Source organism: Streptomyces sp. NPDC027663 (assembly GCF_055566415.1).
Genome location: NZ_JBVHSK010000015.1, coordinates 1 through 11947, shown reverse-complemented (window position 1 = coordinate 11947; position 11947 = coordinate 1). Strand labels below are relative to the sequence as shown.

Below are 11947 nucleotides of genomic sequence, written 5' to 3'. Positions count from 1 at the left end.
CGCTGTCCTAGGACTGCGAGCGGCCTGAGGAGACGATGACATGCAGTCCTAGGACTGTCAACAGTCCTAGGACTGTGCTTCACTGGTTCGCGTTGAGAGGAGTTCTGCGTGGCACCGAAGTGGCGCGACCTGGCGGACAGGTTCGCGGAGCAGATCAAGAGCGGTGAGTATCTGCCGGGCGCCCAGTTGCCCCAGATCAGAGACCTAGTCGAGGCGGGGGAAGGCTCCAAGGAGACCGTCCACAAGGCGTACAAGGCGCTGGAGGCTGAAGGCCTCGTGACCTCGACGCGCGGACACGGCACCGTGGTGCGTCCGCGTACTCCGCTCAAGCGGCTCGGCATTGCGCGGTACGACAAGGCGAAGTGGCGCGACGGCGACGAGGTCGCTTTCATTGCCGACCGCGTCGCATCGGGTCGCGCGTACAAGCGCGACGAGCAGACGCAGACGGTGAGCCGCGTCAAGGCGGACAGCCTTGTAGCGGAGGGGCTCGGCGTCCCGGTTGGCTCGGAGGTGTACGCGCGAGCGCGTCTCGTGAAGGAGGGGACGCAGCCGACTCACACCCTGACCAGCTACTACAGACCGGAGCACGTCGAGGGAACACGCATTGTCGACCCGACCCCGGGCCCTGCCGGCCGCGGTGGTGGCTACCGGGTCCTCTACGACGCCGGATACGAGATCGACCACATGAGAGAGGCCCTGTTCGCCCGCAACCCCACGGCTGACGAAGTACAGCTCCTACAGCTCCCCGCCGGTGAACCGGTAGTCGAGCTGCATAGGACCACGTACACGGCAGACGGCACGGTGGTCGAGTTCGCGGTGGGCATCCACTCGGCTTCTCGATTCGCGTGGGAGTACGACTTCAAGGTTCCGGACTCAGCACACGAGAAGAAGGGGCAGGAATGATCTCGGCACAGGCGTGGGCGGATGCCCGGCTTCTGTGGGACTACCACCGCATGCACCACGACCCACGGCCCTGTTCGGTGGCCGTCGGTCTGGGCAGTCACGATCTAGGGGTGGCTGACGTGACGGCGGAGCTCTATCACCAAGGCATGGCGCCGGTCATCGTGTTCACCGGGTCCACCAGCCCCACAACTCGGGCCCGCATGCCGCGCGGTGAGGCTGTCCACTACCGCGAGCGAGCGTTGGAGCGCGGCGTGCCCGCTTCGGCCGTACTCCTTGAGCCGCGCGCGACGAACACCGGTGAAAATATCGAGTTCACGAAAGCGGTGCTGGCAGAGGCCGGCGTCAAGGTCTCGTCCGTCCTGCTCGTGAGTAAGCCGTACGAAGAGCGACGCTCGTACGCCATGATGCGGAAACTCTGGCCCGAGACCGAAGTAGTGTGCGCGTCCACGCCGATGGACTTGGAGGAGTACGCCGACTCCATCGGAGACGCTCACATGGTGATCGACATGATCGTGGGCGCCCTGCAACGCGTGCTCGTCTTCCCCGGCTTGGGTCTGGCCATCGAACAGGAAGTGCCGGATTCCGTCGTTGCCGCCTACGAGCGGCTGTGTGTGGAGGGCTTCACCAGCCGACTCCTGCCAGCCGATGTTGCCGCCCGTCCTGGTGCGTAAGGCCAGCGTGGGCGGCAGGACTGCATCCGGATGATTCGGGGGTTGTGACACGCGAGAGCGGTGTGATGGTTGCGCGGTACATGCGAACGCCGCCGCTGCGTGTGATCGCTCGCGGGAGTGTTCGCGTTGGTGCGCGCGGCCCGTATGCGGGCACGCCGAAGACGCGGCCAACCATAGATCGCGAAAAGGTAACGGCGCAACATGCGGACGGAACCCGGGTAGCTGATCGCGAACGGCTGCACCATGTACCCCAAAAATGTGGGCTAGCGCTGGTAACGGCGCGAAGGGTTCGCGCTGGTCAGGCGGTGCGCCATACCCTACTTTTCCGGAGGTTGCGAACAACTTCAGTAAATCGGCGCAAATAGCGAGAGCCAACGCGTATGAGGCGCAGAGTTATCCCGGACGCCGGCGCCGGCATCTCTGTCCTGTACGGCAAGTGTGAAAGGGACTCGTGTGTCCGAATTTGACTCTCCTGGGTGCGGTGACCGAGAGCCTCGCAGGCGTCGTCGGCGTGTGCGGTACTGGCCAGCACCTGTGATTGTGATCGTCATCGTGGTGCTTGCTCCGTGGCTAAACGGGCAGCTACTCGCGGCGCTGTTGACCGTGCTAGGGAGCATCCTGCCCCTGCTCGTAACGCGCTGGCTGCGGCTCTCGGCGGGCGGGTCCGTCACGGCCTGACTGTGCCTTGCCAGTGCTGCGCTCCGTCCGGCGAACGGGCGGAGCGCAGCGACGTCTAGGTCTCGTCGGTAGCGACGCGGTGAGCCAAGTCGACGAGTGCGGCGCGACGGCCGTTAGCTGCGGCGCGGATGTACTGGCGCACTGGCGCGATGAGTGCGCCGGTGCGCGCGTCGGTGAGGACGTTGATGTCTTGGATGAGTGCCGGGTCGAGGTCGTACAGGAGACGCGGCGCGCGGGTTGCGCCGCTGGCCGGAGCGGGTGGCGCGGCCGGTGGCGCATCTACCGACGTGGGCGGCTCCTCGATGGCGTCGAGGTCGCGCGCCACGGTGCGATGGGGGACACCGAGGCGGCGCGCGATGGCGTGACCGGAACCCCCGCGGCGACCTCCATCACCGCGTGATACCGCTGCTCGACCACGTTCAACTCCACCAGCACGGCCCCGGCCCTCCCTGCACACGCCTGTCAGACGCGCACAGCCAAGCCGAGGCAAGCGGTGTCAAGCATCAGGTGAAGCCACAACGTCAAGCATCAACCGAGACAAGACACACGGCGACTCATCCCAGCGGGATAAGACTTTCCCCTACTTCATCAAGAGGACTGGCGCAGAGTCGATCGTCGTGTCCGGCGGCTACAAGGATGACGAGGACTACGGGGACGTCATCGTCTACACCGGCCACGGCGGGCAGGACGGCGCCGGCAACCAGGTGAGCGACCAGTCGTTGGACGACTCCGGTAACGCGGCGCTCGTGACCAGCTACCTCGAAGGACTGCCCGTCCGCGTCCTGCGCGGCTACCAGGGTGATGCTCCATACGCGCCGGCGGCTGGGTACCGGTACGACGGTCTCTATCGAGTCACCAGCTACGGCAGCAAGCTCGGCATCGACGGCTTCCTCATCTGGCAGTTCCGCCTCGAAGCCTATGACGACACCCCCACACCTCAGGTGGCACAGCAGCCGGAGCTCCCGCACGCGCGCGCCGAGTTGGAGTCCGCCGCTGTCACGGGGAACGAGACCCCGGAACGTATCACCTCGACCGTGCAGCGCATCGTTCGAAGTAGCGCCGTGAAGCGACAGGTCAAAGCGTGGCACGACAACCGGTGCCAAGTCTGCGACCTGCGAATCGACGTCCCGGCGGTAGCTACAGCGAAGGCGCTCACATTCGAGCCCTCGGGTCCCCTCACAACGGCCCGGACACCACCGGCAACGTCCTGTGCCTGTGTCCGAACTGCCACGTGATGCTCGACGCCGGCGCCATCGTCATCGAAGACGACCTCTCGGTGATCCGCGGTGGCCAGCCTGCCGGCACCCTGAGGACCGACCCGCGGCACACCATCGACCTGGAGTGCGTCCGTCACCACCGCGAACGCTGGCGCCGGTAGGCCACGGTCGCAGTCAGTCGCGCGGGCAGAATCTGGTCTGTTCCCCCAGGTGTTCCACGTATCGAGTCGGAAGCGGAAAATCGCGTGCGACGATGTGCGCATGCCGACGCCTGGAATGCCTCTCCAAGCTGCACTCATCCCCGACTGCACCAAACCGGAAGCCCACCACGCGGCCTACAGAAGCGCCAAGACCAACGACGCGATCTTTGTGTGCATCGCTCGCCAGGGCCGGCGCTGGAAGGTGGAGCTTGACGCCATGGCCAGCAGCGGGCCCACCATCCCGGACCAGGCAGTGGCAGTCCTGCAGTCCGCGGCTGAAGCATTGGTACTCGCTGGCACAGTGACGCAGGCCAACATTGCGGCTGACTACATCTCCATGAGGGCGATCGAGAGCGAGGAGAAGGCACGCGAGATCGCGGCTGCCTTCCATGCCGGTCTGTTTGGACTCCAACAGCTATACATGGCCGTTCCGAGCCAACGGGGAACGGCCTAGGGGTTGTCCCGTATCCGATGAAGGTGCAACTCTCGCGGCTGTCGCTACCAGCGCGACGACGCGGATGGCTTGACGGCCTTGCGGCAGGCCTCACGAAAGGCTCTTTGCGGTGAAGCTATTTATGGACGAGTCAGGAAACGGGAATACCTCCCAGCCGCTGATCGTCGGCGCGGTTGAACTCGGTGAAGATGCAGATGACATAGAGGGAAAGATTCGAGATTTGCATAAAAGGCTATCTGCGAAGAGTAGCCTGGTCGGACTTCCCAGCTTCGAAGAGTTTCGCAAGAACGGTTTTCACAGCTCAACCGATCCGCTAGAAGTCTCCGGTCCATTTCTAGAGCTCATGCGGACCATCTTCTTTCGATCATACATGGTCGTAACCGATCGAACGGGTGCCCCTAGCGACACGGAATCCGGGGCGATCGAGTCCATGTATGTGAAATTGCTGAGTGATCTATTGATCCGTCATCGCCACGAATCTGAGTTGCTTTGCTACATAGAGCAGAGCGAGGGCATGGCGGCAATTATTCGCCGACTTCCCGATAACGTCGCCAGGCAGGCCTACAAAACGATCGGCAAAGTCACACCATTGCCGCAGATGAAGATCACAATGGTCGCCAAGAGGGACTACATGCCTACGGCCATCATCGACTATGTCATGGCAGCAGTAAGTAGATGGCTCCAAGCGAGCTGCACCACAAAACCGAAAGACTGGGCCTATAGGGCATTCCGCGAGATCGAGCCGTCCATTTCTATGCTCTATTCATTCGAGCACGGTCGCATCTCCAGCCGGAAGGACCCACTTCATTGAAGTATGATACAATTGCGGGCGAGGTGGGGTCGCGGTCAACGTTGTACGCGAGTTCGCGTGCGTTGCATGATAGTCCTTGCATGGGAGTGCGGCCCTACCTCTTTTTGTCCCATTACAGGGGGGGGGCAGTGCCATACTTGGTTGATGACCTGGCGGAGCAAGCCGGCGTATCGGTCGAAATTCTAGAAGCGCTGTCCTTGGCTGTTCCTGCGGGTGCCGGGCGGTTCTACGATCAGCGGATATACCGCAAGAAGCACGGCGGCATACGAGAAGTATTTAATCCGAAGTCACCCTTCGATTTCGTTAGCAAGAATTTGCATCGAAGCTTTCTGCACCTGTTCTCGTATGATCCGCCCAGCCATGTTCACGGATTTGTTCGCGGGCGTTCCACGATCAGCAATGCCGGTCAGCACCTAGCAAAACCGTGCGTTTTGCGCATGGATCTTGAGGATTTCTTTCCGTCAATTGGCGCCGCAACAATAAAGGCTACGTTGCGAGAGCAAGGTTACGAAGAGAAGGCCGCAGACATTGCCGTCAATCTCGTCACTATCGGCGGCAAGCTACCAATCGGACTTAGCACTTCACCCCTCTTGTCTAATTTGGCCTTCCTGAGCACTGACCGATCCCTCGCCGAGTATGCACAGTCAGAGGGCTTGTCGTTTACACGTTATGTGGACGATCTAACATTCTCTGGCGATGTCACTGACCGCCATTCAGCGGATATCGCTCAAATCCTCGACGACGCCGGCTGGTCGGTGAACACGCGCAAAACCGCTTTCATGCGCCGCGGTGGTCCGCAATACGTAACCGGTTTGTATGTCGGCGAATCGGACGGGCCGCGGATCCCGCGTCAGGTAAAGCGTAAGATGCGATGGATCTTGCACGTGATATCGAAATTCGGTTACTACACCTATATGAAAGAGTTCGGCGGCGCGGACGAGGTGATGCTTCGGCGTCGTCTGTTGGGCTGGGCATGCTATATCGCCGCAGTCGAGCCAGACGTAGGTTACCCACTACTGCGGGCATTCGATGAGCTTGTTCCGGAGCCGGATGAGGATATATACGATCTCCTCTAGCCTCCGAAGCCCCGGGGGCGCTGCGGAACCGGGCGGTTGTCCGGGTCTCACTTGTGGTCTCGGTTGCCGCCTCTTCCGTAGCTGTCCGCATAGCTCCGTCGCTGTTCGAAGTCGCTGCTGAGCTGCTGCTTCGTATGAGTGTGGACGATCCCGGACCAAGATCGGACAACTCGTAATGCGTTGGTCTCGGGTTCGACTCCTCGTAGGTAGCTCCCCAGACCCCCCAGATCAGAACTTCTTGCTCCTGACCCCTTCGAGCGACTGGCTATCTCTCCGCCCCGCTACGCAAGTGGCGACCCGATCGGCAACGCACTCGGGAGACTCGTGCTCCCAAAACCGTAGGACAGTCCATCCCTCAGCCGTCAGGTGGTCGGTCGTCTCGACATCCCGAGCCATGTTCTTGTCCAGCTTGGCTCGCCACCACTCCGCGTCTGCCTTCGGTTGTGTTGCGTGCTCGGGACAGCCGTGCCAGAAGCAGCCGTCCATGAAGACTGCGATCTTGTTCTTGGTGAAGACGATGTCGATCGTGCGACGGGGCAAGCCGGGGACCGGAACGTTCACCCGGTAGCGCAGGCCCGCCGCGTGCAGGAGGCGTCGGACCGCAAGCTCGGGAGTGGTGTCGCGGGAGCCCTGGCGACTCATGCGGGCGGAAACAGCCGGGGAGGAAGGGATGCCTTGAGTCACATCGGCATTCTGCCGGGGTGGGCGCGTACGGGCGAGGGGGCGTCAAGCCAGCGCGGCGGTGAGGATGTGGGCAGCCAGCAGGGGCGGGGTGGCGTTGCCGATCTGTTGGGCTGTGTCTTTGCCCGTCCAGGGGTAGTCAGCCGGAAAGCTCTGAAGCCGACCTGCCTCAGCGGGAGTTAGCCGCTCTTGGGTGGTGCCGTCTTCAGTCGTGACCTTGTACCGGGAGAACTTGCCGGTGACGGTGAAAGCTGGCTCTGCGGAGGTTCGCCGGCCGCGAGTCCTCGGGTCTCCACCGATGCCGTAGTTGGCGGTCACGAAGAACGGTTCGGATCGGTCCAGTACCTCGCCCATGGTCACGCACGGCGGAAGTGCAGGGTCGGGAGCAGCGAAGGCATTCTTGCCATACGGCTGGTGCGTTGCCTTGGGAAGTGCTGCCGTTCCGCGGCGACGCGCGATCAGCACAGCGCGGCGACGCGTCTGGGGGACTCCAAACTCCTCGGCTCTCAACAACACGCCGGACACCACCGAATAGCCCTTACCGGACAGCACGTCGCCCACGGCACGCCAGACCGGCAAGACAGCTGGCACCTGTTCCAGCACAACCGCTTCATAGGGGTAGCCGCCACCAACCGCGGCGAGAGCCCACCGGAGCGGCTCCAGTACCAGACCCATGCGCTTGTCCTCCAGCTGCGCCAAGGGCGCCCTAACGTCCTCACCCAGCGCCATGCGCTGCACGAAGTGCAGCACCTCCGTGAGAGCGCGCCGCCCTGCTCCGGAGCCGGCGAGGCTGAACGTCTGGCACGGCGGTCCACCTGCTAGGACGTTGGCGGAGGGAAAGTCGCTGGGCTTGAACGTAAGAACATCGCCCTCTTCCGTTGCCAGTCCCGCGGCGCGGCGTGTAGCGCAGACACTCGCTTCGAGTTCGATGCCAACTCCCGGCACGCCCAAGTCGCGAGCAGCCAGCTCCAGGCCGCCTGCCCCGGCAAACAAGTTAACGAGCTCGTACCTTGCCACGATCCCTCACTCCCGGATCGCCCCAACTGGCGCCCCCGACCAGGGTAGTTGAAAGAAAGTCCAACCAGGTCCGCTCGGGGCGGCGTCATTGCCTCTTGGGAGGCTGCGCCTATGACCGATGAAGTGCCTAGCACTCTCCAGTAGGTCAGGAGCGCGCCGCCTCGTCTCACCCATGAAGCAGGCATGCACAGGCCGTTGCACACCGGATTCACGGGACCAAGAAGCCGGGGTCCAGTCCGTCTACGGGCCCGGGAGACGTCGAGAGATGACTATCTCCACGAATTCACACCAAAACCTCCTAGATAACCGCAAAAGCTCGCACAAGCCATGGTTGGGGACCTGATTTTGGGCCGAACCAACACCGGAGCTAGCGCCACACCCAGCCGGAGCAACTTATAATCCATGGATGACTGCAGAAAAATTGGGAAAGATCCTCAGGTCTGTGGCAAAGAGAATGCACGCCGACTTTGAGCAGTCGCAGAGTTTCAATCATAACGGTGAGGCTGGAACATCTCGCGAGTTACTTGTCCAGCAATTTCTTTCTGGCTACCTGCCGGCTCACGTCGAAGCGGTACATAACGCAGAGGTCATCGCAGCCAACGGCGATGTTTCACCGCAGTCTGACATCATCCTTATCGACCGCGGCACCCCGCCATTCACCAGCCTCCAAGGCTTCCGGATCATTCCAAATGAATGCGTATACGGAATGATCGAAGTCAAAACGAATTTGGACGCAACTCAACTGACTGACGCCTGCGAAAAGATCAGCAAGTTGCGCAGAATGCCCAAGACTGCGTACCGCCCCATCTCCGGAGTGATTCCCCGCACTACGACGGCATACGGAAAAAAACACAACTACTTCCCGACCTCGGGCATGATTATTGCGTTCAAAAGTCTTCGCCTGGAAACCATTGGAAACCATTTAGTGAAGTGGTGCCAGAGTCGCCACCCGAGTGAGTGGCCTGACAGCGTGTGGGTTATCGGGAAGGGGCACCTCCAGTGGGGTGATCCACGCACTGGAGCACTCTTCAGGTCCCCGACAGCCGGGGCGTCGCTCTTTCAGATTGATGCCGACCCCGACCAAGACATCCTTCTCCCTCTAGCAATTCACCTCAACATCCATTTCTCTGATGCATGGATGAATCCACTCGATCTCCTCCCCTACTCCGGAGCCACACCGCTGGGGAAGAGTCGCAGGACTTGGACGATCTAGCCGAAAAGCAGTGAGTCCCTGTGCTGCTCAATCCTTCACGACCGAGCGGCACAGGGAAACTCGGCCTAATGACCGAGGTTGGGAACCGCATCTCCCACGAACCGACCGTCGTCCGATCGATACACGACCCCAACGTCGTACCGGTCAAGGAGGGCGTACATGTCAGGAGCAGGGGCGGCCGGCAACAAGACGACCCGCTTGGGCTCACCGTCGTGCTCAGGCATGTCAACGTAGCGGCTGTAGTCCAGGATCTGACCGAGAGCCATCCGCACATCTTCCCGGGAGCTGGATCCCTTCGCCTCGTACAGCACATGAGCCGTGGCGTCGTACAGGTCCGCACGGAGCGTTGAAGTGAGGCCCTTCACCTTGATCTGGTAGGCACCGGTCTGTCGCCCGGCAGCATCCAGGTGAGCCTTGTACGCCTGCGTTAATTCAGCCTCATGACGGATGGCTACCGTGGCGGCGGTCGCAGCCCGGATACTCAAATGAGTGCCAAAGGCCTCAGGGACCACGAAGGTACCGCTGGTCTCAGCGTTGGGAGCAGGCTTTCGCGGGGTGCGCCCCTTGCGTACGCGCTGCTTCGGAAGCGGCAAGGAGCCACTGGTCGCCGGCTCGGACTGGAACATTGCAGCAGTGACCGCCCGAAACGGCACGAACTCGCCCACGGTCTTCTCAGCGGGAGGGATCACATCCTGCTCGACACGCTGCACGTCACCGTCAGCACGCAGCCGGAAGACAATGACATTGCGTTCCCGGCCACCCTCATCATGAACCCTTCGCCACACGTAGGGCTCCATGCTGTCCAGCGTGAACGACCCCAGGTACCGGTGTGTCTTCGTAGCGCTCCCCCGCACCTTGCCTACTCGCGTGAAGACTCGCAGCACCCGGCCCTCCTCAGCGTGCTGAAGGATCGCCCGGTTCCCAGTGCCAGCAGTGCCTTCGAAGGTCTGGTCACCGGACTTGCCCGCGCCGGTGTACTCGAAGACGGCTCCCAGCTCGTCCTCCTCGGCCAACCAGCCGTCGTAGTAGCCCACTCGCTCGCCCACGTCCGGGTCTGAGTAGACGTTGACACTGTGTTTGGACGTCGAGGGGCAGATCCCGCCTTGCGGGCTCCCTCCGAACACTGCACGAATCTGCGCCCGCGTACGGACATCACCGGGGTTGATCACTTCAACGCTAGCGGTCATGAGTTGACCCTAGGCGACGGCACTGACAGCCCCACCAGTATCACACCGAGAGGCCAACTCACCGTCCACACACCCGATGTCAGTGCTCCCAAGACGTCGAGAAGCTGGCCCAGCCGACGGGGCGCGAACCTGTGAGCTTCAGGAAATGTGTCTTCCGGTGAGCTCTCGATGCCCCCGATCAGGGAGACCGGGTGCGGCCCGTACGGTGGCCCCCTCAATGTCACCGTTGACGACGGATCGGGGGAAGTCGATGGACATCACTCCAGAGCCGTGTGTCACGCGGCATGGCAGCTGAAAGGACTGGCCAGGCGTCTACGGAGGTCCATGGAGAAATCCTGGAGATGATCTTGAGATTGAGACCCTGGAGCGCCAACAGAGACCGACAAATCCCAACGCTCTGACCTGCATTTTTGGCATGGAGACCTGGTCAGCGATCTTCCAGGGCCTAATTCGGGACGAAGAGGTCGTGGGTTCAAATCCCGCCACCCCGACAGCCGAAACACCAGGTCAGGGCAGGTTTCCTTCCACGGGAAACCTGCCCTGACTCGTTCAGCCGAACTTCTGGGGAGTGAACGGTGAGTGGATCAAGGAAACCAACTCCCTAACGTCACCCCTGATGTGCTCCCAGCAGCGCACCGAGCGCGCGGGCCGGTGACCGCAGGTGCATGGCAGACCGTGCTGCCAACGCCCCCCTCCCACTGCTCGGTCAGTTCGTCCATGAGCCGGTTCCTCATCCGGGCCATGATGTGCGAGTAGCGGGCTTGCACCGAGCCATCCTCGTGTCCCAGCCGTTCATCCATGAGTTTGGGCGGGGTCCCGAGTTCCTCCATGACTGTCTTATGGGTGTGCCTGAGCCCGTGCGGAGTGAGACCCCGTGCGATCGGCAGCCAGCACGCGTCCGCACGGCCCGAGGTGTTCCGGCCTCGCGCCGGCACCCCGGGCCAGGGCTGCGCCATCACGGGTACAGGACGCGCCTCCTGCGGTGCCTTCTTCGGGTACCACCCCGTCGTGGCCGGGTGGAACAGCCAGGTCGCGAAACCGGTACGGCGCCAGTGCGCGGCCGTCTCTCCCGTCTGGCCGGCACGGACGTAGCCGAGTTCCGCGATGGCTGTCTCCACCTTGATCCGCGTTCGCTCCGCGACCATGTCCGGACGGTTCAGCACGTTCGAGACTGTTGCCGCAGAGACCTCAGCGCGGCGGGCGACGTCGACCAGCTTTGCGCCGACATGCCGTGGCGAGCTGGTCCAGCAGCGCGGAGAGTTTTCCCTGCACCTCGATGACGGTGCGGGCCTTGCCCAGGTCCTCTTGCAACCTGGCGTTTTCGGCCTTGAGGCGAGCGATCTCCTTGTCTCGCGGGTCGGCCTTCGGCCGCCCGGCCGGCGCCGCGAGTGCTCCGCCTTCGCCCCCTGGTCGCATTGCTCCCTCCAGTTCGAGATCAGCGACGAGTACAGGCCTTCCCTACGCAGCAGGGCTCCCTTGCCCTGCCGGTCGAGCGCTTCTCGTACTCGGCCAGGATCCTCGCCTTGTACTCCGCCGAGCACCGGCTCGGTCCCATCGAACGGGCTTCCACCTGCGGATCCGGGGCCTCGTGGTCGTTGGTGCTGGCCACCTGAGCACTACTCCTTCTCCGCCCTCGACTCGATGAATCATCCAGTATGAATGGATCGACCTACATTGACAGAGAGGGCCCCGGGCTCTTCTTTTCTGTGGCGGGCGGGGTCAACTCAGCAAGTCGAGTGCGGCCTAAAGGGTGTTGCAGAAGGCCTGGCGGCGGGCATGTCTGGGTGATAGCTGGCCTGCTGTTTCACCCTGCCATGGCGAGGTTGTGCATGGTGGCTA

Annotated in this window: 12 protein-coding genes and 2 pseudogenes; 8 read left to right on the top strand and 6 right to left on the bottom strand. The window is 62.4% G+C overall.

Going from position 1 to position 11947, the window contains the following annotated elements:
* The first annotated feature begins 108 nt into the window (after window positions 1-108).
* The gene (locus tag ACZ4SF_RS30455; protein WP_468390577.1) at window positions 109-903 is read left to right on the top strand and encodes a GntR family transcriptional regulator; all 795 of its coding nucleotides are present in this window, start codon (window positions 109-111) and stop codon (window positions 901-903) included.
* Window positions 900-1574 carry a YdcF family protein gene (locus ACZ4SF_RS30450; RefSeq protein ID WP_468390575.1) on the top strand — a complete coding sequence of 225 codons (675 nt, stop codon included), beginning with the start codon at window positions 900-902 and terminating at the stop codon, window positions 1572-1574. The genes ACZ4SF_RS30455 and ACZ4SF_RS30450 overlap by 4 nt, the downstream gene beginning before the upstream one ends.
* Before the next feature lie 733 nt (window positions 1575-2307).
* On the opposite strand, the gene ACZ4SF_RS30445 is transcribed toward ACZ4SF_RS30450, so the two are convergent.
* Both ACZ4SF_RS30445 and ACZ4SF_RS30440 read right to left on the bottom strand, forming a co-directional pair.
* The gene (locus tag ACZ4SF_RS30445; protein WP_468390986.1) at window positions 2308-2577 is read right to left on the bottom strand and encodes a hypothetical protein; all 270 of its coding nucleotides are present in this window, start codon (window positions 2575-2577) and stop codon (window positions 2308-2310) included.
* Window positions 2575-2675, bottom strand: a pseudogene (locus ACZ4SF_RS30440) (helix-turn-helix domain-containing protein); the annotation flags it as partial. The gene ACZ4SF_RS30445 and the pseudogene ACZ4SF_RS30440, both read right to left, overlap by 3 nt.
* Window positions 2676-2869: 194 nt before the next feature.
* Between ACZ4SF_RS30440 and ACZ4SF_RS30435 the strand changes: the two are divergent.
* From ACZ4SF_RS30435 to ACZ4SF_RS30415, 5 genes are all read left to right on the top strand, one after another.
* Window positions 2870-3487, top strand: coding sequence for a YDG/SRA domain-containing protein (locus ACZ4SF_RS30435; RefSeq protein ID WP_468390572.1), 618 nt, complete (start codon window positions 2870-2872; stop codon window positions 3485-3487).
* Window positions 3409-3630 (top strand): HNH endonuclease, encoded by a 222-nt coding sequence (locus ACZ4SF_RS30430; RefSeq protein ID WP_468390951.1) that lies wholly within the window; start codon window positions 3409-3411, stop codon window positions 3628-3630. Before ACZ4SF_RS30435 ends, ACZ4SF_RS30430 begins: the two co-directional genes overlap by 79 nt.
* Before the next feature lie 100 nt (window positions 3631-3730).
* Window positions 3731-4123 (top strand): hypothetical protein, encoded by a 393-nt coding sequence (locus ACZ4SF_RS30425; protein WP_468390569.1) that lies wholly within the window; start codon window positions 3731-3733, stop codon window positions 4121-4123.
* A 121-nt stretch (window positions 4124-4244) separates the two neighbouring features.
* Window positions 4245-4934 carry a hypothetical protein gene (locus tag ACZ4SF_RS30420; protein ID WP_468390566.1) on the top strand — a complete coding sequence of 230 codons (690 nt, stop codon included), beginning with the start codon at window positions 4245-4247 and terminating at the stop codon, window positions 4932-4934.
* A 137-nt stretch (window positions 4935-5071) separates the two neighbouring features.
* Window positions 5072-6010: a reverse transcriptase family protein gene (locus ACZ4SF_RS30415; RefSeq protein ID WP_468390563.1), complete on the top strand. Its 939-nt coding sequence runs from the start codon at window positions 5072-5074 to the stop codon at window positions 6008-6010.
* Window positions 6011-6238: 228 nt separating this feature from the next.
* Here ACZ4SF_RS30415 and ACZ4SF_RS30410 read toward each other — a convergent pair whose 3' ends face one another.
* Both ACZ4SF_RS30410 and ACZ4SF_RS30405 read right to left on the bottom strand, forming a co-directional pair.
* A complete protein-coding gene (locus tag ACZ4SF_RS30410) occupies window positions 6239-6652 on the bottom strand; it encodes a very short patch repair endonuclease (protein WP_468390948.1) in 414 nt (137 codons plus the stop codon).
* A gap of 84 nt (window positions 6653-6736) precedes the next feature.
* The gene (locus ACZ4SF_RS30405) at window positions 6737-7708 is read right to left on the bottom strand and encodes a DNA cytosine methyltransferase (RefSeq protein WP_468390560.1); all 972 of its coding nucleotides are present in this window, start codon (window positions 7706-7708) and stop codon (window positions 6737-6739) included.
* Window positions 7709-8114: 406 nt separating this feature from the next.
* Between ACZ4SF_RS30405 and ACZ4SF_RS30400 the strand changes: the two genes are divergently transcribed.
* Window positions 8115-8921 (top strand): DUF6602 domain-containing protein, encoded by an 807-nt coding sequence (locus ACZ4SF_RS30400; RefSeq protein WP_468390557.1) that lies wholly within the window; start codon window positions 8115-8117, stop codon window positions 8919-8921.
* A gap of 65 nt (window positions 8922-8986) precedes the next feature.
* Here the strand turns inward: ACZ4SF_RS30400 and ACZ4SF_RS30395 are convergent, their stop codons facing one another.
* Window positions 8987-10108, bottom strand: a complete 1122-nt coding sequence (locus ACZ4SF_RS30395) for an SRA domain-containing endonuclease (RefSeq protein ID WP_468390554.1) — start codon at window positions 10106-10108, stop codon at window positions 8987-8989.
* 607 nt (window positions 10109-10715) lie between these two features.
* Window positions 10716-11337: pseudogene (locus ACZ4SF_RS30390) on the bottom strand (LacI family DNA-binding transcriptional regulator); the annotation flags it as partial.
* Window positions 11338-11947: the final 610 nt, after the last annotated feature.